The 22,078-nt window shown below is 62.5% G+C and carries 23 protein-coding genes; 14 read left to right on the top strand and 9 right to left on the bottom strand.

Annotated elements, in window-relative coordinates; translation table 11 throughout:
- Positions 1-131: 131 nt before the first annotated feature.
- A complete protein-coding gene (ampC, locus tag E8E75_RS04595) occupies positions 132-1,229 on the top strand; it encodes a class C beta-lactamase (protein ID WP_256673064.1) in 1,098 nt (365 codons plus the stop codon).
- A 202-nt stretch (positions 1,230-1,431) separates the two neighbouring features.
- Here ampC and E8E75_RS04590 read toward each other — a convergent pair whose 3' ends face one another.
- Positions 1,432-2,163: an SDR family oxidoreductase gene (locus E8E75_RS04590; protein WP_120651165.1), complete on the bottom strand. Its 732-nt coding sequence runs from the start codon at positions 2,161-2,163 to the stop codon at positions 1,432-1,434.
- 360 nt (positions 2,164-2,523) lie between these two features.
- Here E8E75_RS04590 and E8E75_RS04585 point away from each other — a divergent pair, with 360 nt between their 5' ends.
- Positions 2,524-2,736, top strand: a complete 213-nt coding sequence (locus tag E8E75_RS04585) for a hypothetical protein (RefSeq protein ID WP_120651164.1) — start codon at positions 2,524-2,526, stop codon at positions 2,734-2,736.
- 132 nt (positions 2,737-2,868) lie between these two features.
- Here E8E75_RS04585 and E8E75_RS04580 read toward each other — a convergent pair whose 3' ends face one another.
- Both E8E75_RS04580 and E8E75_RS04575 read right to left on the bottom strand, forming a co-directional pair.
- Positions 2,869-3,897 (bottom strand): D-cysteine desulfhydrase family protein, encoded by a 1,029-nt coding sequence (locus tag E8E75_RS04580; protein WP_280358165.1) that lies wholly within the window; start codon positions 3,895-3,897, stop codon positions 2,869-2,871.
- 94 nt (positions 3,898-3,991) lie between these two features.
- A complete protein-coding gene (locus E8E75_RS04575; RefSeq protein WP_077521251.1) occupies positions 3,992-4,198 on the bottom strand; it encodes a 4-oxalocrotonate tautomerase family protein in 207 nt (68 codons plus the stop codon).
- 175 nt (positions 4,199-4,373) lie between these two features.
- On the opposite strand from E8E75_RS04575, the gene E8E75_RS04570 reads away from it, so the two are divergent.
- Positions 4,374-5,294: a LysR family transcriptional regulator gene (locus E8E75_RS04570; RefSeq protein WP_280358163.1), complete on the top strand. Its 921-nt coding sequence runs from the start codon at positions 4,374-4,376 to the stop codon at positions 5,292-5,294.
- A gap of 39 nt (positions 5,295-5,333) precedes the next feature.
- Here E8E75_RS04570 and E8E75_RS04565 read toward each other — a convergent pair whose 3' ends face one another.
- Positions 5,334-5,750 (bottom strand): organic hydroperoxide resistance protein, encoded by a 417-nt coding sequence (locus tag E8E75_RS04565; protein ID WP_120651161.1) that lies wholly within the window; start codon positions 5,748-5,750, stop codon positions 5,334-5,336.
- Between the two features lie 318 nt (positions 5,751-6,068).
- On the opposite strand from E8E75_RS04565, the gene E8E75_RS04560 reads away from it, so the two are divergent.
- Both E8E75_RS04560 and katG read left to right on the top strand, forming a co-directional pair.
- The gene (locus tag E8E75_RS04560) at positions 6,069-7,403 is read left to right on the top strand and encodes an acetamidase/formamidase family protein (RefSeq protein ID WP_120651160.1); all 1,335 of its coding nucleotides are present in this window, start codon (positions 6,069-6,071) and stop codon (positions 7,401-7,403) included.
- 338 nt (positions 7,404-7,741) lie between these two features.
- Positions 7,742-9,943 (top strand): catalase/peroxidase HPI, encoded by a 2,202-nt coding sequence (gene katG, locus E8E75_RS04555; protein WP_280358160.1) that lies wholly within the window; start codon positions 7,742-7,744, stop codon positions 9,941-9,943.
- A gap of 99 nt (positions 9,944-10,042) precedes the next feature.
- Here katG and E8E75_RS04550 read toward each other — a convergent pair whose 3' ends face one another.
- Both E8E75_RS04550 and E8E75_RS04545 read right to left on the bottom strand, forming a co-directional pair.
- Positions 10,043-10,546 carry a hypothetical protein gene (locus tag E8E75_RS04550; protein WP_153919781.1) on the bottom strand — a complete coding sequence of 168 codons (504 nt, stop codon included), beginning with the start codon at positions 10,544-10,546 and terminating at the stop codon, positions 10,043-10,045.
- 75 nt (positions 10,547-10,621) lie between these two features.
- On the bottom strand, positions 10,622-10,750 hold the full coding sequence (locus E8E75_RS04545; RefSeq protein WP_256660960.1) for a hypothetical protein: 129 nt from the start codon (positions 10,748-10,750) through the stop codon (positions 10,622-10,624).
- Positions 10,751-11,172: 422 nt separating this feature from the next.
- Between E8E75_RS04545 and E8E75_RS04540 the strand changes: the two genes are divergently transcribed.
- The 7 genes from E8E75_RS04540 (at position 11,173) to E8E75_RS04510 (ending at position 17,035) form a co-directional block, all read left to right on the top strand.
- Positions 11,173-11,808, top strand: a complete 636-nt coding sequence (locus E8E75_RS04540) for a hypothetical protein (protein WP_280358158.1) — start codon at positions 11,173-11,175, stop codon at positions 11,806-11,808.
- 200 nt (positions 11,809-12,008) lie between these two features.
- A complete protein-coding gene (locus E8E75_RS04535) occupies positions 12,009-12,863 on the top strand; it encodes a DUF6502 family protein (RefSeq protein WP_153919785.1) in 855 nt (284 codons plus the stop codon).
- On the top strand, positions 12,860-14,341 hold the full coding sequence (locus E8E75_RS04530; RefSeq protein ID WP_153919787.1) for a DUF5666 domain-containing protein: 1,482 nt from the start codon (positions 12,860-12,862) through the stop codon (positions 14,339-14,341). Before E8E75_RS04535 ends, E8E75_RS04530 begins: the two co-directional genes overlap by 4 nt.
- A 138-nt stretch (positions 14,342-14,479) precedes the next feature.
- The gene (locus E8E75_RS04525; protein ID WP_153919788.1) at positions 14,480-15,232 is read left to right on the top strand and encodes a hypothetical protein; all 753 of its coding nucleotides are present in this window, start codon (positions 14,480-14,482) and stop codon (positions 15,230-15,232) included.
- A 165-nt stretch (positions 15,233-15,397) separates the two neighbouring features.
- Positions 15,398-16,051, top strand: coding sequence for an oxygen-insensitive NAD(P)H nitroreductase (gene nfsB / locus E8E75_RS04520; RefSeq protein ID WP_153919790.1), 654 nt, complete (start codon positions 15,398-15,400; stop codon positions 16,049-16,051).
- Between the two features lie 177 nt (positions 16,052-16,228).
- Complete coding sequence (locus E8E75_RS04515; RefSeq protein ID WP_256673031.1) at positions 16,229-16,357, top strand: hypothetical protein; 129 nt, start codon at positions 16,229-16,231, stop codon at positions 16,355-16,357.
- Between the two features lie 9 nt (positions 16,358-16,366).
- Positions 16,367-17,035: a TIGR04211 family SH3 domain-containing protein gene (locus E8E75_RS04510; protein ID WP_280358154.1), complete on the top strand. Its 669-nt coding sequence runs from the start codon at positions 16,367-16,369 to the stop codon at positions 17,033-17,035.
- A 165-nt stretch (positions 17,036-17,200) separates the two neighbouring features.
- Here the strand turns inward: E8E75_RS04510 and E8E75_RS04505 are convergent, their stop codons facing one another.
- Both E8E75_RS04505 and E8E75_RS04500 read right to left on the bottom strand, forming a co-directional pair.
- A complete protein-coding gene (locus E8E75_RS04505) occupies positions 17,201-19,204 on the bottom strand; it encodes a U32 family peptidase (protein WP_120655202.1) in 2,004 nt (667 codons plus the stop codon).
- Positions 19,205-19,376: 172 nt separating this feature from the next.
- Positions 19,377-19,793, bottom strand: a complete 417-nt coding sequence (locus E8E75_RS04500) for a PaaI family thioesterase (RefSeq protein WP_120651152.1) — start codon at positions 19,791-19,793, stop codon at positions 19,377-19,379.
- A gap of 152 nt (positions 19,794-19,945) precedes the next feature.
- Between E8E75_RS04500 and E8E75_RS04495 the strand changes: the two genes are divergently transcribed.
- Positions 19,946-20,725 (top strand): CHAD domain-containing protein, encoded by a 780-nt coding sequence (locus E8E75_RS04495; protein ID WP_280358153.1) that lies wholly within the window; start codon positions 19,946-19,948, stop codon positions 20,723-20,725.
- A 13-nt stretch (positions 20,726-20,738) separates the two neighbouring features.
- On the opposite strand, the gene E8E75_RS04490 is transcribed toward E8E75_RS04495, so the two are convergent.
- Positions 20,739-21,353: an NAD(P)H-dependent oxidoreductase gene (locus tag E8E75_RS04490; protein ID WP_120651150.1), complete on the bottom strand. Its 615-nt coding sequence runs from the start codon at positions 21,351-21,353 to the stop codon at positions 20,739-20,741.
- Positions 21,354-21,461: 108 nt separating this feature from the next.
- Between E8E75_RS04490 and E8E75_RS04485 the strand changes: the two genes are divergently transcribed.
- Positions 21,462-22,073: a TetR/AcrR family transcriptional regulator gene (locus E8E75_RS04485; RefSeq protein ID WP_153919800.1), complete on the top strand. Its 612-nt coding sequence runs from the start codon at positions 21,462-21,464 to the stop codon at positions 22,071-22,073.
- Positions 22,074-22,078: the final 5 nt, after the last annotated feature.

Raw genomic sequence — 22,078 nt, 5'->3', positions numbered from 1 at the left:
GGACGGATCTGCTCGAGATGGTAGGTTCTTCCCCCCTCCATGACCGAAGGACGACTTCGATGCGCCTGACAGGAATGTGCCGCGCACAGATTTTCACGCTAGCCCTTGCGGCCTCGCTCGGCGGCCAGGCGATGGCAACGGACGGACCGGACGCTATCGCCGCCAACGTGGAGCAAGCCGCCCGCCAGGTGATGCAGCAGTACGGTATTCCAGGCCTGGCCATCGGCGTCATCGCCCAGGGCGAGCGGCGCTTCTACAACTACGGCGTGGCATCGAAGGCCTCCCGGCAGGCCGTCACTGGCGACACGCTGTTTGAGGTCGGCTCCATCAGCAAGACCCTGACCGTGACGCTCGCCAGCTATGCCGCAACCCAAGGCAAGCTGTCGCTCACCGACAGTCCGAGCCGCTACCTGCCGGAGCTCAAGGGCAGCCGGCTGGACCAGGTTACGCTGCTCAATCTCGCCACCCATACCGCTGGCGGCTTTCCGCTGCAACTGCCCGACGACGTCCGCAATGAAAGCCAGTTGATGGACTACTACAACGTCTGGCAGCCGCAGTTCGCCCCGGGGACCTACCGAACCTACGCCAACCCGAGCATCGGACTGTTGGGGGTGGTTGCCGCCAGGAGCCTGGGTGTGACCTATGTCCAGGCGATGGAGCGCGACCTGTTGCCGAAACTCGGCATGGGCAACACCTGGATAGACGTTCCTGCCAGCGCGATGCCGAACTACGCCCAGGGCTACGACAAGGAAGATGCCCCGGTGCGTGTGAATCCGGCGATGTTGGCGGCGGAAGCCTATGGGGTGAAGACGAGCAGCAAGGACCTGCTTCATTTCGTCGAAGCCAACCTGGGCCTGACAGCGTTGGATGCGTCCTTGCAGCGGGCGATCGACGCCACCCGAACCGGCTATTTCAAACTGGGCGCCATGACCCAGGACCTGATCTGGGAGCAGTACAGCTACCCGGTTGCCTTGCAAACGCTGCTGGAAGGCAATGCCAGCCGGATGGCCCTTGAAAGTCATGCCGTCACGACCATCACGCCGTCTCTGGCGCCGCAACAGGCGGTCTGGGTCAACAAGACCGGCTCGACCAATGGCTTCGGCGCCTATGTGGCCTTCGTGCCGGAGAAGAAGCTCGGCATCGTGCTGTTGGCCAACAAGAATTATCCGAACGAAGAGCGGGTGAAGCTGGCCTACCGCATTCTCGGTGAGCTGGAGGCGCATCCGTAGACCGTGGAATTGCCATCGTCGGCATGGCATCGATGCGTGCCGCACCCTATTCGCGAGGTCGTCCCAGGCCATAGCCTGGTGACTCATGATCACGCCCCAAGGGCATGGCTTTTTGCCTTCGAATCAATTCGCCCCAGAGCAAACAAGCACGCACAATTGAAAAAGGGAGGCCGAAGCCTCCCTTTTTCATGCCTTCAAGCGATTACCACTTGCCAGTGCTCATGCCGCCGTCCACGGCCAGCACGACGCCGGTGGTGAAATCGGCCTTGGCCAGGTAGAGCACGGCATCGGCGATTTCCTGAACGGTGCCGACACGACCGGAAGGCGCCAGGTTATTGAGGAAGTCGCGGGCAGCCGGGTCATGCATCGGGGTATCGATGATGCCGGGGGCCACGGCGTTCACCTGGATGTTGTGCGGTGACAGTTCCAGGGCCAGGGCACGGGTCAGTTGGTTGACGCCACCCTTGATCAACACCGGCAGCGCCGCTGGTACGTTGATGTTCGGCTGCAGGGCAACTGCCGCGGAGATATTCACGATGTGTCCGCCGCCTTGTTGCTGCATGTGCGCAGCGGCTACCTGCGAGGTGTAGACCACACCCTTGAGGTTGGTATCCAGCAGGCTTTCCAGGTCTTCCGGGGTGTAGTCGACAAAGGGTTTCGGGAGGAAGAAGCCGGCATTGTTGATCAGCACTTCGACGCTGCCGAAGGCTTCGATTGCCGCGGCGAAGGCCTTGCGGGCGGTGGCCGGATCGGCAACGTCACCGGCAACACCAACGAAGCTGGTCGGATTGCCCAGGCTGGCGGCGGCTTCCTGCAGGCGGTCGATGGAACGGGCAGTACCGACGACGTTGTAGCCGTTGTCGATGAAGGCCTTGGCCAGGCCCAGGCCGATGCCGCTGGATGCGCCGGTGATGATTGCTGTTTTCTTGCTCATGGTGTGTTCCTCGCAGAAATAGTTGGGGCTTCTTGCAGCGGATCCGGGAGGTTCGCCGCTGGTGAGGAGGACTATATTCATGCGCTTTAAGTTGATAAATCAGCTTCGCCTTGTTTCAGTTGATACCTGATGTAATCAATCTGGTGTGATTGAGCGCTTGGCACGACCTGGGGAATGACATCAGCGGATCGATTTGTACGGTCTTGTATCCCGACGCCTTGCGGCTACATGAGGATGCAAAGCAACCATCAGGCGACACACGCGGGGCATCGGCAACATCGAGACTGGGCCCGACTATCGCGGGCGAGGGCCTTGCAGGTGGTCATGCCTGATGTCTATGACCTTTGCGGGATGAAATCGATGAAAACCCTGAAAAGCTTCCTGACTTCCATAGCCTTTTCCCTGGCCGGCGTAGCCGTACACACCAACGCCGCTACCGAAAACCATCGCAATTCGAGCGGCGTCTGTTTTCAACTGACTCCGCTCGGCAGCCGGAAGGCATTGCCGGAGTCGGGCCGGGATGACTCGACAAGCGAACCGCTGGAAGTCTCAGCTCTGCACGCGCAGAGCTGAGGGCAGGCAGGGGGAGTAGCCGCCGATAGCACCAAACGACTGAGTGCCGATTCGCCTGAATGGTATCGAGCATTGCGCTCGGGGAGGGGGCAGCCGGAGGAAAACCGGGGGTGCTTCCCCGGCCGCAATCGATCACGCGTAGGCCGAACGGTAGGCGAAGATTCCCGGCAGGCCGCCGGTCATGACGAAAAGCAGGTTGCTGCCCGCCGGGAAATCGCCCCGGCGGACCGAGGCCAGCAGTCCGGCAAATGCCTTGCCGCCATACACCGGGTCGACCAGCAATCCTTCGTGGGAGGCCAGGAGTCGAGTGGCTTCCAGCATCGCGTCGGTAGGTGCGCCGTAGGCATCGCCGCGCTGGCTGCCATCGACCCGGACTGAGCCTTCATCCAGTTCTGCCGATGGAGCGAGGAGCTGCAGGACCTGACGGGTCTTGTCGACGGTCGCTGCGAGCGCTTGTTCCGCAGTGCCGAGCACGGTGTAGCCCGTAACCAGCGTGGAGGTACGCGTCAGTGTGGTGCCCGCCAGCAGCCCGGAGTGGGTGCCGCTGCTGCCGTTTGGAACGATGATTTGCCCAAACTCAAGCCCAAGGTCCATCGCCTGGCGAAGGATCTCGAGCGCACAGGCTGCATAGCCCAGACTGCCTCTGGGGCTGGAGCCGCCCAGAGGCATGAAGAAGGGGTTACGTCCTTGCTGCCTGAGCCGGTCCTGCAGCTCGGCGGCGTAAACGTCGGGATTGGCGCCATCTGGCAGACGGTGGATGTTCGCACCGAACAATCCATCGAGGATGATGTTGCCGCTGTGGCGGAAATCGTCATCCGTACGCACGACGGACGGGACCAGGATCAATTCGCAGGCGAGACCCTGGCGGGCCGCGACCGCCGCGGTGAGGCGTGCATGGTTGGATTGCAGGCCGCCCCAGGTAACCAGGGTGTCGGCACCCTCGGTCAGTGCTTCGCCAAGCAGGAACTCCAGCTTGCGCAGCTTGTTGCCGCCGCCGCCCAGGCCGGTCAGGTCATCGCGCTTCACATAGAGATTGCAGCCGTTCAGCTCTGGAAGGGCGCTAAGGCGTGAAAGGCGCTGGATAGGCGTCTTGCCTTCCAGCAGCGCCACCCTGGGATAGCGTGCAAGGGCCGCATCCAGATTGCTGAGATCGTTCGACATGCAGGCTGCTCCTTTCGTGTCGGATGTCGCCGCCTGTGTGGCGACGGTACTTATGCCCACCCGGCGGATGCCGGGTGGGGATGGAACGGGAAGGTCATCCAGGCTGATTCTTGCGGTACTCGGTGGTGGTGATGCCGGCGTAGCCCCAGTTATCGGTATCCACTTCCTCAATGACGATATGGGTGAGGTCCGGGCGCTTGCCAAGCACGCGCTGCAGAGTGTCGGTGATCTCGGCGATGACCTGGGCCTTCTGTTCCCGGGTAACGCCGTCACGGGTGATACGAACGCTTACGAATGGCATATTGAGCTCCTTTGAGGCTTGCTTCAGTGACACCAAGGCAGCAGGACGTTGAAGACAGCGGCTTTCATCGGCCTGGCTCCACATCGGCGGGGTTGATGGACAGAACTATATTTGTGCCGCTTGGACGGATAAATGTAGGCTCGGATACTTCACTTGATACGCGGTGTAATGAATCGTGAAACGCCATTTCGATGACATCCAGCTGGGCAGTATCGAGCTCTTTTGTCTTGCCGCGGAGGCGGGGAGTTTCACGGCTGCGGCGCTCTCGGCGGGAGTCACTCCGGCCGCCGTGAGCCGATCGATATCGCGTCTCGAAGAGCGCCTGGGGACGCGTCTGTTCGTGCGCACCACGCGCAGCATCCGTCTCACGGAAAGCGGTCGAACCTACTTCGAGCAGTGTCGGCAGGCCCTGACCCAGCTGGTTGAGGCCGAGCGCGAGGTGATGGGCAAGCAGCTCGAGCCCACCGGCGAACTTCGCATCAGCATTCCCACCACTTATGGCCACTACCGCATCCTTCCGCTGTTGTCGCGCTTTCGCGAACGTCATCCCGGCGTGACGATCGACATCCACTTGAGCAACCGCAATATCGATTTCGTCGCGGAAGGCTACGACCTGGCGATCCGCGTGCGCGCCCAGCCAGACTCGACGTTGATCGCCCGACATCTCGAAGATTCCCGACTGGTCGTGATCGCTACACCGGAATATCTCGCCCGCGTGGGAACCCCTACCAGCCTGGATGATCTCCAACAGCATGACTGCATTCAGTTCGAACTGCCGAGTAGCGGGCGGCGTATCTCCTGGCTGTTTACCGAGAACGGGAAGGAGCGGGAGATCTTCGCCAGCGGCAATTACTGTTGCTCGGATGACGTGCTGGGCGGGGTGACCCTGGCCAGGCACGGCGCCGGGTTGTTCCAGACCTATCGCTTCATCGTCGAACGGGACCTGGAGGAGGGCTCGCTGGTGGAGGTGCTCCAGGAGTTTGGTGGACGCTCCCGCCCCTACACCTTGTTGTACCCCCATGGGAGGCATGTACCGCTGCGTCTGCGTGCCTTCGTCGATTTCCTGATGGAGTGCAAGCGGGAGTGGAAGGTGTGAGCAGGGCGCCCCGCCTCCCGGAGGGGCGCGCAAGCGAGTTCAGACCAGTTTGACCTCGGCGTGTATGTTGCCTCGCGTGGCCTTGGAGTAGGGGCATGTCTGGTGAGCGGCGTCGACCACGGCCTGAGCGGTCTCGCGATCCATTCCGGGCAGGCTGACATTCAGTCGCGCCTGGATGAAGTAGTCATTGCCGGCGGTGCCAAGGTCGACTTCTGCATCGACGGCCACATCTTTCGGGACGGCGACCTTCATTCTGCTGGCCACCACGCCAATGGCTCCGATGAAGCAGGCCGACCAGCCTGCGGCGAACAATTGCTCCGGGTTGGTGCCATTTCCGGGGCCGCCAGGGGAAGAGTGCTTGATGTCCAGGCGCTTGTCGGAGCTGACGGATGCACCGTCGCGCCCACCGGTGGTGTGGACCTTGGCCGTGTACAGGACTTTTTCGATCTTGGTCATGATGGAGCCCTCCGCGAAGTGTGCTGGGGACTGCTTTTCAATCACGTTCGAGCTGGTCGGACGGGGATAAGACTAGTCCGCCAGCACCTCCGACCGGGAACTTCCGGCCTAGTGGTCGTGGCGTTTCCCCTGTGGCCCCAGGCCTGTGTATCTGCCTGTGTATGGATGCCGCGGCGTTACATCCGCATGTCATTCCCTGGTCCGTTCAATACATCCCCGACACAGATGCGCGATCTACTCATCGTTCCCGGGCGCACCAACGTCTTGCTGATTGACGAGGCACCGGACCTACGCTGATTACCATCGATGGGGTACCCAATGACCAGAAGCCTGCCTGATACGAAATCCAACCAGCCGGCCGTCGACCGACTCAATGTCCGCACCTACACCAACGGCATCGTCGGGCCCAGCCTGCCCATGCTGGGGCCACTGGCAAATGGCGGCACCCTGATCACCGGCACGCCTCCAGGCTGTTGGGGACCTATGATCACCCCGGCATTCCAGGGCGGCCATGAAGTGACGCAACCCGTTGCGATCGAGGGGGCCGAAGTGGGCGATGCAGTGGCGCTGAAGATCATCCGGATGCGGGTGACTTCGCTGGCCACCTCGTCCGGGGTGATGAAGTTCGTCGAGGGCCGCTACCACGGCGACCCCTTCGTCTCGAAATTCTGCGCGAAGTGCGGCACCGAACATCCGGCCAGCCATGTCGAAGGCATAGGAGAGGACGCGATCCGCTGCAATAACTGCGGTGCGGAGGTCAGCGCCTTCCGCTTCGGCCACGGCTACGTGATCGTGTTGGACCAGGAGAACCAGGTCAGCCTGACCGTCAACCAGGAGGTGGCCAACGGCCTGGCCGGCGATGCCTCGCAGATGTCCGCCTTGCCGGCGCTCGCCGAGCAGCATTCGATCCTCTCGCTGGCCCGCGCTGACATGCCCGGCGTGGCGGCCCACATGCGGCCGTTCCTTGGAAACATCGGCACCACGCCGTCCCGTGACATTCCCGACTCGCACAACTGCGCCGATTTCGGCCAGTACCTGGTCGGGGCGCCTCATCGTTACGGCCTGAGCGAAGAAGAACTGCATGCGGCCAAGACCGATGGCCACATGGACACCAATTCAGTGCGCGAGGGCTGCATCCTGATCTGCCCGGTAAAGGTGCCGGGGGCCGGCGTCTACATGGGCGACATGCATGCCCAGCAAGGTAATGGCGAGATCGCCGGACACGCGACGGACGTATCAGGGGAAACCGAGCTGACGGTTGAGGTGATCAAGAACCTGACGCTGGAAGGCCCGATTCTCCTGCAGAACCTCGATGACTTGCCACCCATGGCTCGGCCGATGACCGCCGAGCAGCGCCGCAAGGTCCAGGATCTGGGTGCGCGTTGGGGTCAGCACGAAGTCGAACGCAACGGCCCGATTACCTTCATCGGCAGTGGCAAGAACCTGAACGCCGCCACCGAAAACGGCTTGGAGCGCGCCGCAGCGGCCACCGGTTTGCCCTACGACGAGGTGCTCAATCGCGCCACCATTACCGGCTCCATCGAGATCAGTCGCTTGCCCGGTACGGTTCGCGTGACCTTGCTGTGCCCGATGGACGTGCTCGACCGGATGGGCATCGGCCATCTGGTGCGGGAGAAGTACCAGATCGACTGACCCTGTACCCGCGTCGCGGCTCGCAGGTTGGCTGCCCCTTTCCTGCGAGCCTTTTGACGGGCCAGACGATTGAATTCGACTATGGCTGAAAGATCGTTTCATTATCTTGCCGATCGCCCCCAGCACTCCCCGTGCTAAGCCCTGGAAACCCTTGATATCCCGTGGGATATCCCTTCACCGCCAGCGCCGCGGGCCTTGCGCCAGCGGGCTCCTCCAATATGGGTTTCACATTCCTTGTCTACTATCAATGCCATTTCCAAAACCTATTGGCTGGGTCGGTACCTGGATTCCAAGCTGAATAGAGTGGTTGGCTGAAGACAAAATGAGAGGAGATAAGCATGTCTAGCGAAGCAAAGTGCCCGTTCTCAGGGAAAAATGTGATCGCGGGTGTTATGCCATCGAATGCGCAGTGGTGGCCCAACCAACTTAATCTCAAGATCCTTCATCAGCACTCGGCAGCGTCCAACCCCCTGGGGGCGGAATTCAACTATGCCGAAGCATTCAAGACCCTCGACCTCGATGCCGTCATCAAGGACCTGCACGTCCTGATGACCGACTCGCAGGACTGGTGGCCCGCTGACTACGGCCATTACGGCCCGCTGTTCATCCGCATGGCCTGGCACGCTGCCGGCACCTATCGCATCGCCGATGGCCGCGGCGGCGCGGGCACAGGCAACCAGCGTTTCGCACCGCTCAACAGCTGGCCGGACAACGGCAACCTCGACAAGGCGCGCCGCTTGTTGTGGCCGATCAAACAGAAGTACGGCAACAAGCTGTCATGGGGCGATCTGTTGATCCTGACCGGCAACGTTGCGCTGGAATCCATGGGATTCAAGACCTTCGGCTTCGCCGGAGGGCGCGTGGATGTCTGGGAACCCGAGGACGACGTCTACTGGGGTGCCGAGCATGAGTGGCTGGCGACCAGCGACAAACCCAACAGTCGCTACACCGGGGACAGGCAACTCGAAAATCCGCTGGCTGCCGTGCAGATGGGCCTGATCTACGTGAACCCGCAAGGTCCGGACGGAAATCCGGACCCGCTGGGCTCTGGCCGCGACGTCCGTGAGACCTTTGCCCGCATGGCAATGAACGACGAGGAAACCGTGGCCCTCACCGTCGGTGGTCACACATTCGGTAAGTGCCACGGCGCTGGCGATGCAGCGAACGTCGGTGTTGAACCGGAGGCCGGCGATATCACCGACATGGGCTTTGGCTGGAAGAACGCCCTCGGAACCGGCATGGGTAGCGACACCATCACCAGTGGCCTGGAAGGCGCCTGGACGCCGACACCGACCCAATGGGACAACAGTTATCTGGAAACGCTGTTCGGTTTCGAATGGGAGCTGACCAAGAGCCCGGCTGGCGCCTACCAGTGGAAACCCCAAGGGACAACGGGAGACGGCCTCGTGCCGGATGCCCACGATCCCAGCAAGCGCCATGCGCCCATGATGACCACCGCTGACATGGCGATGCGCATGGACCCTGTCTACGAAAAAATCTCTCGCCGCTACAAGGACAACCCACAGGAGTTGGCAGATGCCTTCGCCCGCGCCTGGTTCAAGCTGACCCACCGCGACATGGGGCCACGCAGCCGTTACCTCGGTCCGCTGGTGCCGCAGGAGGAGCTGATCTGGCAGGACCCGGTTCCAGCTGTCGACCATCCACTGGTGAATGAACAGGACATTGCCACCCTGAAGGCGAAGATCGCTGGGACCGGCCTATCGGTTTCCGAACTGGTCGGCGCCGCCTGGGCTGCCGCATCCTGCTTCCGCGGCAGCGACAAGCGCGGCGGTGCCAATGGTGCTCGCCTGCGCCTGGCTCCGCAGAAGGACTGGGAGGTCAACCAGCCGGCTGAAGCGGCCAAGGTAATTGCTGCCCTGGAAGGTATCCAGAAGGACTTCAATGCCTCCGGTAAGAAAGTCTCGCTCGCCGACCTGATCGTGCTGGCCGGTGGCGTGGGTATCGAAACCGCGGCGAAGAAAGCCGGTGTTGATGTGACCGTGCCTTTCGCGCCCGGCCGCACCGATGCCTCGCAGGAGCAGACCGATGTGGAGTCCTTCGCGCCCTTGGAGCCGCTCGCCGACGGCTTCCGCAATTACGCCAAGAAAGGCTACGAAGGTTCGACGGCGGAAATGCTCGTGGATAAGGCCCAACTGCTGAGGCTCAGCGCTCCGGAAATGACTGTGCTGGTTGGCGGCCTGCGCGTACTGGGCGCCAACTTCGGCAAGTCCCAGCACGGTGTTTTCACCAAGCGTCCGGAAACGTTGACCAACGATTTCTTCGTGAACCTGCTGGACATGCGTACCAAATGGGAAAGGTCCGCGTCCGATCCGACTGTGCTGGAAGGTCGTGACCGCAACAGCGGCGCACCCAAGTGGACCGCCACTGTGGTGGACCTCATCTTCGGCTCCAATGCCCAGCTCCGGGCGATCGCGGAAATCTACGGCAGTTCCGACTCGCCACAGGCTTTCGTGCGCGACTTCGTCGCCGCCTGGACCAAGGTGATGAATGCGGACCGCTACGACCTGAAGCAAGGGTGAGTAAGGCAGGTCCTTACAGGCCTACCTCGTCACTTCCCTGACCCACGCCGCCGACAGGGCATCCCTGTCGGCGGCGTGGCATTTCAGGGGCACATTACTTCAGCGGGCGTTCTCCGGCAGGGTGCTCTCCAGGTATTCGACCACGCTGCCATGGACGTAATGAAAGCCCTCCAGGAATCGCGCCGAGGGTGTGTATCTCAATGCATAGAACCGCGGCAGGATTTTGCTGCGGGTCAGACTCGTGTACTGCTGCATGTACTCGGTCGGCGCATCTATCCAGCCCGCCATCAGATGGAAGTAATGGCTGAAGCTGCCCTGCTGCATGGCCATGGGGATGAACAGCAGCTCATTCGTCGAACGGCCCGAGAGCAGGTGACCGATGCTCTCAGTGATTGCGACAGGCTCTATAGCGCCCGCCTTGGGCACGGTCACCGTGAGTTCGATCGACATCACTTTGCCAATGTCCCCATGCAGCTGCTCTGACAGCCGTACCAGCTCATCCACCTTTTCCTTGCGCTCGAAGTGTTCGACCTGCTGCGCCAAGGCGCTTGCACTACGAGCGGCTTCCTTGCGGGTTCCCTCCCGCTCCGTCTGGTTCTGCACGATGGTGAAGAGCAGGGCGATCAGTGCCAGGAAGGACAGCGCTGGAGTCAGCAGACCGCCGATGTAGCCGCCGAATTACCCCCAGATGTCCTGGTGCTGTGAAAGGGGCAGCCCCTTGAACGCCGCCCAATAGGCGAAAAAGACCGCCGCGTAGACACACACGGCAACGACCAGAACGAACTTGATGAGGGACCGAGGCTTCATGTCCGGCTTCCAGGCGAGGAGGGCGTTGCTGCCAAGTATGGCGGGCCTGGCCGCTATCGCAGTCTGGAAGCATGGATTCTGCGCAGACCGAATATGTAGGAGCGAGCTTGCTTGCGAATGGGCAGGCTCGGGAGTTTCGCGAGCAAGCTCGCTCCTACAAATGCAGCCCTTGACAATGAGCAGAACTCCGGATGATCGGTCGTTGACACTCGGGCGACCGGGACTAGCCTCAAGGTGTGGGAAAAAATCCCACAACAAAATACAAACCGGCTGACACGCCTCATGCGAATTCTGAAATTGACTACAAGGTCGTATGCGGAGGTCGAGCTGGTTGGTCAGTGGCTCTAAGGAAGCGGTAACCCAATTTCCATTTCTTGCGTTCGATAGGGAGATGACTACGCAACTCCGTTCGGAGGTTCATCATGCTGCTCAAGAAGTGTTTGCTGGCGCTCGCCATTGGCGGCGTTCTATCGGCTTCGACCGTTCTAGTCCCTGACTACATCGGCGGCTTCTCCAGCGCTTATGCAAAAGATGGAGGAAGTGGCGGTGGTGGCGGTGGCAGTGGCGGCGGCGGTGGCAGTGGCGGCGGCGGTGGTGGTCATGGCGGTGGCGGTGGTGGTCACGGCGGTGGCGGTGGTGGTCATGGCGGCGGCGGTGGTGGTCACGGCGGTGGCGGTGGTGGTCATGGCGGCGGCGGTGGTGGCCATGGCGGCGGTGGTGGAAGTGGTGGGAGTGGCCACGGCGGGGATGGTGGTGGTCACAGCGGGTCAGGTCACAGCGGCGACGGCGACGCCGGTGGTCAGGGTGGCAACAGTGGACCGGGCAGTGCGCACAGCGGTCGTGGCAACGACCATGGTGCGAATCACGATGTTGGCGAAGCACATGGCGTAGGCCATGGTGCCGACGATGGTGCTGATCACGATGTCGGCGAAGCGCACGGTGTGGGACGGGGGGCGGATGACGGTCCCGATCACGATCTGGGCGAAGCACATGGCGTGGGCCAAGGCGCAGACGATGGGCCTGACCATGACGTCGGCGATGATCGCGGCGGTGCCTGAGCGGCCAGGCCACTGCTATACAAGACTCGGAGTGGCACAGGGACTTGTGTAGCCGGCCTGACCAGGGTGACGGATGTGATTGCCTGAAGGATCGGGGGCGACGATCAACGCCGTCGACAATAGCGGGAGACGTTCAGGGCAGGCTGCCGGGACGTCTGCCCGCGCGTTCATTTGTATTCATTTCGACAGGAGCGCCTTGAATGCAATTACCCGCTTTCCCGCCCTCGCTGTTGCCGGCGCTACAGCACGTGATGCGCCCGCTGGTGAGGCTGATGCTGAGGAAAGGGGTCACCTACAACTGCTTCGCCGAAATGCTCAAGGAAATTTTCGTCAACGTGGCCGAGCGTGAATTCCGGCTGGATGACAAACCGCCTAGCGACAGCAGGATCAGCCTGCTCACCGGCGTCCATCGCAAGGATGTCAGACGCTTGCGCAGCGGGGCGGCCGAGGAGAAAAACCATCTACCGGAGAATATCTCCCTCGGTGCCCACCTGGTCAGCGTCTGGCTGAACAATGCACCGTTCTGCAAGCAGCCCGGCCGACCATTGCCTTTGGCGCGACTCGCCAGCAGCGGCGGTGAATGCTCGTTCGATGGACTGGTCGCGACAGTCAGCAAGGATATCCGCGCCCGCGTTGTGCTGGACGAGTGGCTGCGCCTGGGCATTGTGCGGATAGACGAGCAGGACTGTGTGCACCTGGAAACCATGGCCTTCATTCCGCAGCGCGGGTTCGATGAGAAGGCCGTCTATTTCCGTCACAACCTGCATGACCATGCTTGCGCGGCCGTGCACAACCTTACCGAAGGGGGGGAGCCCTTCTTCGAGCGGAGTGTCCACTACGACAGCTTGTCGTCCGCCGCGGTCCAGCAGCTGCGCCAGGCGGTCAGCACTGAAGGCATGCAAGTGCTGATCGGGTTCAACCAGCTGGCCTCGGAACTGGAAGAAAGGGACGTGCCGGAGCCCGAGGCGCGGCAGCGAATCACCATCGGCCTCTATTTCTACACTGAAGGCAATCCACCGGACGCCTCCAGGCCGAAAACAGGCCGCTCATCATGAGAATCGCCTTACGTCTCCTGTGCGCCCTGGCATTGCTGGGCGGGACGCTGCTGTTCGTTGCTCCCGTGGCGGTGGCGGCACCCGTGTGCCTCGATCCGGGGGGAATGGGCGGCACAGGCGCTGTTGCCACCGGCGGAATAGGCGGCACTGGGGCACCAGTCGCACCCGCGGAGCATGGCGGGATCGGTGGCACAGGGGCCCCCGTCGATGACGGCGGCATCGGCGGGACCGGCATCGTGGGAACCATCACCGGCTTTGGCTCCATCTGCGTCAATGGCGTGGAAATCCACTACGACGCCAAGGTGTCGCTCAGCGAAAACGGGCTGCCGGCCAGCAGCAAGCAACTGGCGATCGGTCAGGTGGTTGCAGTGGAAGCCCACCGATCGGCAAGAGGGCTGGTGGCCCGGAGTATTGCCATCCTCCATGCCTACGAGGGTCCGGTAACCGAGGTCGCCGCGGGCAGCATTCCCTTGCGGGTGATGGGGCAGCCGGTACGCATTGCCGACGGGGCGCGTGTGACGGCAGGGCTGCGAGTAGGCGATGCGGTGCGGGTCAGCGGACTGCGTAATTCCGTTGGCGAAGTCGTGGCCAGCCGGATCGATCGGGCACCGAAGCTCGCCCAGGCAAGCGCGATCGGTGCCATCGAGCGGCCAGGTGAACTACAGGGGCTGGCGCTGAGTAACAAACGGCTGGCACCCAAAACAGAGGTGCTTGTACGAGGCAACTGGAACGGCCGCCAGCTGGATGTCGTCCAGAGTCGGGTCGATCCGGGGCTGCCGTTCGAGGGACGCGTACGCAATGTCCTCGTGGAAGGGCTGGTGCACAAGCAGCAGGGGGACCGTGTCGAGCTGGGCGGATTCACTGTGCAACTGGGGCATGGCACTTCATTCGCCGGCGGGCGTTCAAATGAGCTGGCGGTCGACCAGCGCGTACGCGTTGCCGGGGTGATCAGGGCAGGGCGGAGCATCCATGCCGAGCGGGTCGAATTCGTCCGCGACAACCCCGACGGCTCCATTCGCCGCGGCTCGGATCACAGCGGGTCGGGTTCCGGCTCGGCGGAGTCGGAACGACACGAGAGCGGGAACTCCGGAAGCGGCGGCCATGATTCGGTGGAGCGGGTGAGGACTGAATCCAGCGGCCGCGACGGTGGAGGCGAGACGCGAGAAAGGATAGAGCGGGAGGTAGAGTCGGCATCTGGCGAACTGGAACGCCGGGAACGGATAGAAACGCGCGAGTCTGCTGACCGCGTGGAAACCCGCGAGCGGATCGAGATTTTCGAGAATGGCGTGCGCGTCGAGCGAATCGAGCGGATCGAGAAGATCGAGCGCCCCGAGCAGGTTGATAAACCGGAGCGCGTGGAAAAGATCGAACGTGTGGAGCGCGTTGAGAAGCCCGAAAGGGTTGAGAAGGTCGAACGTCCAGAGACGGTGGAGCGCCCGGAAGAGGTGGAGCGAGTGGACCGGTCCGGTCCCCACTAGCCCTGTCGTCCCGCGCTGCTGGTGCCGGGCGGTGCGCGAGAGCGGAATCCGAAAGGAAAGCTAATCTGGGGAAGGTGTTCCCCGGTCAGTTGGGGTGCCAAGTGTGGATTCCGACGTCTTGAGCGCAACGAGGTAAGCATGGCACCTACGCGCATGATTTCCCCGATCCTGTTGGTCTTCCTCGCGGCGCCGGCCCTGGCGGATGATTTCACGATTACGTCGGGGCTCGATTACTCACGAGGAAAGTACGGAACCCCGACCGTCAGTGAAACCTGGTATGTCCCGGTGGTCGGCAAGTATGAAACCGGCCCGATGATCTACAAGCTGACCATCCCTTACCTGCATATCACCAATCCCGCCGTGGGGCCGGATGGAGAACCCTTGGCAGGCGACTGCGGCAGCGAAGAAAGTGGCCTCGGCGACACGGTGGCCAGCGCCGACTATGCGTTGCTGGATGGCAGTGACGGGGGCAGCCTGCTGCTGGACCTGATCGGCAAGGTGAAGCTACCGACGGCCGATGAGGATCATTGCCTCGGCACGGGCGAGACCGACTATTCGGCACAGGTGGACCTGACGCAGGGTTTCGGCGGTTTCAGTGGCTTCGCCACGCTGGGCTGGAAGAAGTTCGGCGATCCGTCGGACACCGACTTTCGCGACCCGATCTTCGCCTCGCTGGGCCTGGTCACGCGCGTGGCGCCGGCGACTTCCATTGGCGCTGCCTATGACTGGCGACAGAAAGTGACTTCCGATGGCGATGAAATCCAGGAGTTCACCCTGTTCCTGACCCAGAGACTCGACGCCCAATGGAAGGTCCAGGTGTACGCGCTGGCAGGCTTTTCCGATGCCAGTCCGGACTCCGGCGGTGGGGTGATGTTGAGTCACAGGTTCTGATTGCTCGCGCGGTTTGGCAGTCTTTAATGACGCGAAAATAACCACACTGAATTTGGCCATTTTCGTGTTTCCTTTGAAAGTCCTTCGTCCTCCCGCGGCTGTTTGTGGTTGTACATCCTCGTCACACTCCGTGCCCATACCGTCACCGATAACCGGAGTGCAACCATGAATCCCGCTTCCCTCGCCAGCCAGCGCTATACCACCAAGGCATACGATCCGGCCCGGCGCATCGCCCAGTCGACCATCGACGAGCTGCTGGCGCTGCTCCGCCAGGCGCCGTCGTCGGTCAACTCCCAGCCCTGGCACTTCATCGTCGCCGGCAGCGCGGAAGGCAAGGCCCGCATGGCCAAAGGTACCCAGGGACCCTATGCGTACAACCAGCCCAAGGTGCTGGATGCTTCACACGTGATCCTCATCTGTGCCCGCACAGACATGACCGATGCCCATCTGGCGCAGGTACTCCAGCAGGAGCAGGACGACGGCCGCTTCCGTGACGACGAAGCTCGTGCCGGCCAGCTACGCACGCGGCAGACCTACGTGAACCTGCACCGTTTCGAGCGCAAGGACCTGCAGCACTGGATGGAGAAGCAAGCCTACCTGGCCCTGGGCACGCTGCTGCTCGGCGCCGCCGCTGTTGGCGTGGATGCCACGCCGATGGAAGGCTTCGATGTGCAATCGCTGGATACCGAGCTGGGCCTTCGCGAGCAGGGTTACACCAGCGTGGTGCTGGTGGCGCTGGGTCACCGCAGCGAGAAGGACTTCAACGCCGCACTGCCCAAATCGCGTCTGCCATCTGAACGCGTCATCACCACCCTCTGAAACCCTTTATATCCCACAGTGCCCCGTTTCCCGGGGCGCTGCACCTTCCGTGAGTTCCCGCAATTCAGGCAAGGGGCCGGAGCGCATGGACGGACCGTCCATCCCACATCCTTCCCACGAGTGAACTCAATCCGTTCGCACGCTGTCTGTCTGCTGTCGGCCCACGGGGTGGATTGCATGGCCTTTCGCTACCTGGGCGACTGCGCTGCCTTCCGTTCCATCCTGATCGCTTACCTCTCTGGAGCAATCTGCCCGGCCGGCTTTTTACGTGCCCGTTTTGCCGGGTTTTGTCCCATCGCCATGTGAAGATTGCCCATGACCCTGTCCCGTCATTTCCACGCCCGTGTTTCCCCGTTCCAGTCCCGTTCCCTCGGCGCCCTCATGCTGGGTGGCCTGCTGATGTCCGGGGCACCGGCCCAGGCCGAGGAGCCTGCTGGCAACACGCGCTGGGTGAGCGATAGCCTGACGACCTATGTTCGTAGTGGTCCGACTGACGGATATCGCATCGTGGGTACGCTGACCTCCGGGCAGAAGGTCGAGCTGCTCACGACCCAGGGCGACTACAGCCAGGTTCGTGGTGAGAATGGCAGCAGTGTGTGGATTCCCAGCCGCGACCTGCAGGAAGTACCCGGCCAGGTCGAGCGTCTGCCGCAGCTTGAGCAGAAAGTGAGCGAGCTCAGCGCGCAGCTCGCCGGCATCGATGATTCGTGGAAGTCCCGTGTACAGGGCATGCAGGAGACACTGGATGCACGCAAGAAGCTCATCGACGAGTTGCAGGCCGCGCGCTCGGCGCTGGATGCCGAGCTGACCCAGGCCCGCTCTGAACTGCGTGATGCACAGGCGCAGTTGGGCGACGAGAACAAGCAAGTGCTGATGCGCTACATGGTCTACGGCGGCAGCATCGCCGGTGCAGGTCTCCTGGCCGGGCTGATCCTGCCGACCTTCCTGCGCGTGCGGCGCAAGCGCAACGATCAGTGGGTGTGATGAGCTGAAACCGCCTCGGCGGCCCTGTCTGCATAATGCGTCGGGGCTAGCGGGGCGGCGCCAGATTCAGCTTCGCAGCAGATGCACGGCTAGCCCACGTCGGCGGTAAGGCCGGCCAGTGGTGTTATCCATGGCGCGGCCCTCCCTGAAAGCGGGTGCCAGAACTCAGTGCGGCCCGCGATGGCGGATGGTCTTGAGCAGGTCGTCCGGGGTGATCTGGCCCACGACATTGCTCGCTGCACTACCCGGTTGCGGCAGGTCGAGGATGTGGCCCTTCATCTTGCCCACCACGTGCATTTCGCAGGGCTTGCAGTCGAATTTCAGGGTCAGCACTTCATCCCCGTGGACCAGTTGCATCGGCGCCACCTTGGTGCGTACACCGGTCACGCCCTTGGCCTGTTTCGGGCACAGGTTGAACGAGAAGCGCAAGCAGTGTTTGGTGATCATCACCGGGACTTCGCCAGCTTCTTCGTGCGCCTCGTAGGCCGCATCGATCAACTGCACACCGTAGCGATGGTAGAAGTCGCGCGCCTTCTGGTTGTAGACGTTGTACAGGAACGACAGGTGCGCCTCTGGATACACCGGCGGCGGCACGCTGACGGCCTTGCGGCTGCCGTGGGGGTGGGCGGCTACACGGGCCTCGGTCAGTGCCTCGATCGCCTCGCGGCGCAGGGCCTTGAGCTGGGACGCGGGGATGAAATAGGCCTGGGGCGCATCCAGTTCGATGCGCTGGGCGTGATAGCTGGTGGTACCCAACTGGCCCAGCAGGTCATGCAGCTGCTCCAGGGCCTGCTCGGGTTTGTTAGCCGCCCCGAACGGACCGTCCAGCCTGACATGGGCGCTGACGCCTTCCTCGCTGGTGGCGGTCAGCTCGAGGCCGTCTTCGCGCAGACTGGCCTTCCAGTCGACGCCAACCCGGCGTTCCGCCGAGGTCTTCAGCAGCGCCTGTTGCCAGTTGTGGTCCAGGTTGCGGCTGAGCGGGTGATTGGGGCGCAGCCGGGACAGGGCGGCCGGCATTTCATTGGGCTCGACGCGGTAGCGCCAGCGCTTTTCGCCTTCTTCCTCGAACTCCCCCTTCAGTTCGGCGATGTTAGCCCGGAAGCCCACGACCTCACGTTTGACCAGCACATTGAGACCGTCGCCGTTGGACAGCGGCTCATGGGTCACGGCAATGAGGTCGCGCTTGCCGACTTTCTCCACCTGGCCAACCAGCAAACCGGTGAAGGTCGGCGTGTCGAAGGCGCCGATGTCGATCTTGCGCTCGGTGACAAAATAGTCGGTGCTGCCGCGGTGGAAGGTCTTGTCCGGGTCCGGTACGAAGAAGTGATCAGTACGGCCGCTGGAGGCACGGGCCAGATCGGGACGCTCGGCGAGGATGCCGTCGAGGCGCTGGCGGTAGTACGCAGTGATGTTCTTGACGTAGCTCGCATCCTTGTAGCGGCCTTCGATCTTGAAGGAGCGCACTCCGGCGTCCACCAGGGCACTCAGGTTGGCGCTCTGGTTATTGTCTTTCATCGACAGGAGGTGCTTCTCGAAGGCCACCACGCGGCCCTGATCATCCTTCAGGGTGTAGGGCAGGCGGCAAGCCTGGGAGCAGTCGCCCCGGTTGGCGCTGCGTCCGGTCTGGGCGTGGGAGATGTTGCACTGACCGGAGAAGGCGACGCAGAGCGCGCCATGGATGAAGAACTCGATAGCGGCATCGGTTTCATCGGCGATGGCACGGATCTGCTTGAGGTTCAGTTCGCGGGCGAGCACCAGTTGGGAGAAACCGGCCTGGTCGAGGAACTTCGCTCGCTCCAGGGTGCGGATATCGGTCTGGGTGCTGGCGTGCAGCTCGATGGGCGGGATGTCCAGTTCGAGCACGCCCATGTCCTGCACGATCAGCGCATCGACGCCCGCGTCGTAAAGCTCGTGGATCAGCTTGCGCGCCGGCTCCAGCTCGTCGTCGTGGAGGATGGTGTTGATGGTGACGAATACGCGCACATGGAAGTGGTGGGCGAACTCCACCAGTTTGGCGATATCCGCCACTTCGTTGCAGGCGTTATGGCGGGCGCCGAAGCTTGGGCCGCCGATGTACACGGCGTCGGCGCCATGCAGGATGGCCTCGCGGGCGATGTTCACATCACGGGCGGGGCTGAGCAGTTCTAATTGGTTTTTGGGTAAGGGCATGGCAATCACGTCCGGCACGGGTGCGGGTGGCGCATTGTAGCGGGCATGCGCCACCTGAGCATCCATGGAGTGCCGGATGGAGGACGGCTTCGTCCGGCGGCACAACAGGATGCCCAGGGCCACCGGAGAAGGGCGCTAACGGTTGTAACTGGCGGTTCCGTAGCCGGAGCCTTCAGCGCGTCGAGGCTGGCGGGATGGAGTAGGTACCCACGACATGGGCCACCGGCTCCTCCAGACCTTCCGAAAAGAGCGAAACCTCGCCCACTGCCAGGGTCTTGCCGACCTTCATCAACCGGCACTCGCCAATGATGCGTTTGCGCGCTTCGGGCTTGCGCAGGAAGTTGATGGTGAGGCTGGTGGTGACGGCCAGGGGAACGATGCCGATCTCGCCCAGGAGGGCGACGTAGAGCGCCACATCGGCAAGTGCCATCAGGGTGGGGCCGGAAACGGTGCCGCCGGGCCGCAGGTCGGACTCATCGACCTCCTGCGAAACACGCGCACTGCGATCCCACACTTCGTCGACCACGACGCGGGTCTGGGGGAATTCCTGCTGGATGAATCGCGCTATCGCTTCCGTCTTGCCGATCATGTCGAACGCTCCTGGCTACATATCGCCCGGACGCTGCCACATCCCCGCCGACCCTGTCCATGCCGGGCCAGAATCGAAATTTGACCTGGTGCAACATCATTCTCATGTTCGACAGCTACGCTCCTCGGACCTTGTCTCGAAGAGTAGCCAGGATGTCATTCATCGATTCGGTGATCGCTCATGTATTGGGACTGGAAGTCGGGCTTCATCACGCATATGCGCGTCTTGCCTGCCGGACGGATGCAGAAGCGCTACATGACCTGCGAATCCATCTGCGTAAATTGCGCAGCCTGCTGCGCCCCATGCGTCGTCTGGCAGCGCCCAAGGAGTTGGATGCGGCAGCCGCTGACGTCGGCCGGCTGACGACTCCGGTGCGCGACCTCGAAGTGCTGATCGTTGAACTCCAGCGACAGGGCTTCGTTGATCAGGCGGAGCGCCGCAGGCACCTGCTGGAGTCCCACTACGCCATCATCGAACGCAGCGCCACGCTGCAGCGTTTCATGGCGGTGCTGGATGCCTGGCCAGCACGGATGCGCGAGGCAGAGCTCAATGGTGAGCTCGACAACCTTCGCGAACGGGTGAAGATTCGCCTGCAACGGCAGTTGCAACGTCTACGCGAATCCCTTGCCGATCCGGCATTCGATCGCCACGCCTTGCGCCTCCTGGTCAAACGCATGCGTTATGCCCATGAGGCTTACCCCAAACTCTCCCCAATCGGGCATGACGCGGTTACGGCGCTGAAGGCCGTGCAGTCCGCCTTGGGCGATTGGCACGACCACTTCCAGTGGTGCCTGAAAGCCGATCAGGAGGCGGACCTGCTGGTACTCAAGGATCGTTGGGAAATCGCCGGAGCTGCCGAGTTGAGTGCAGCCGAAGTTGAGCTTTCCATCCTGGCAGAATGCCTGGAAGAGGAATCCCATTCGGCTGCATAGGGTGTCCGCCGGTTCAGACCGCTTCAATCAACTCGGGCCTGGCAGCGGTCTCGAACAGTTTCAGTCCGATGGATCGAGCCGCTTCCAGGTAGGGCGCCGGGTCATTGGATTCCGACTCGAAATACACCGCAGAGGTCAGTACCGTCGCGCCGCAGTAATCGAAGATGCCGTGATCGATCTGCGTTTTCATCGCTTCGCTATAGCCGTGGCGTTCGAAGGTGCCCGCATCGGCACCCGCCACACCGATCAGATGGACCTTCAGGTGGCGCAGCTTCTTCTTCAGCCCGCCATCCAGGCTGTACTCGAAGGCCCATCCGTTGGCAAAGACACGATCGATCCAACCCTTGAGCACGCCGGGCATCGACCACCAGTAAACCGGGAAGACAAGCACCAGCGCATCTGAACGGTCGATACGGGCCTGCTCGGCTGCGACGTCGGCTGGGGGTGCCACTTGGTGGCGGTGGACGGCGTGATCCGCGAAGTTGAACCGCGGATCGAAGCCCTCCGCGGCAAGGTTGGCGATCTCCGAGTCATGGCCGGAGTGCTTCAGTCCATCGGCAACCTGTGCAGCGAGGCTGTGGGTGAGCGAACGGGGATCATGGTGGGCGACGACAATCAGGGCGTGCATGGCAGGGCTCCTGCGGGTGGATTGCGGCTGAGACTGGCGCCCGATATCCTGTGCGCCAAGTTACTTTTGGTAAGTTACGGTTGGTAACTTACGTTTGGTAGGTTAGCCATGTCAACACTCGATGAAGAGGCGCGTCCGCGCCGTCGTTTATCCCGGGAAGAGCGGCAGCGGCAGCTGCTGGATGTCGCTTGGCAGATGGTCCGGGAGGAGGGCACCGATGCGCTTTCCCTGGGCCGATTGGCCGAGCAGGCGGGCGTCACCAAGCCCGTGGTCTATGACCACTTCAAGACTCGGGGAGGGCTGCTTGCGGCGTTGTACGTGGAGTTCGATACACGCCAGACGGCGCTGATGGATGCGGCGCTGGAGGCCAGCGAGACGACGCTGGAGGGTAGGGCTGCGGTGATCGCCTCGTCCTATGTCGAATGCGTACTGTCCCAGGGGCGTGAGATTCCGGGGGTGATCGCGTCCCTGGCTGCTTCACCCGAGCTTGAGTCCATCAAGTGCGAGTACGAGTCGGTGTTCCTGGAAAAGTGTCGGGCTGCGCTGGCGCCCTTCGCGGGCGAGGGGGGCATTAGCCCGGCCGGGTTGCGTGTCATGTTGGGTGCGGCGGAGGCACTGTCCCATGCCGCTGCAACCGGAGAGATCACGCCGCAGGAGGCGCGGGATGAACTCCGCGCAACCATCGTGGCCATGGTCGAGCGCAACGCCCGGCGTAGTTGAGACAG

The organism is Pseudomonas sp. BN606, from assembly GCF_029873115.1.
GTDB lineage: Bacteria > Pseudomonadota > Gammaproteobacteria > Pseudomonadales > Pseudomonadaceae > Metapseudomonas.
The sequence above is the reverse complement of the archived record's forward strand: the minus strand, read 5'-3'. Positions and strand labels throughout refer to the sequence as shown.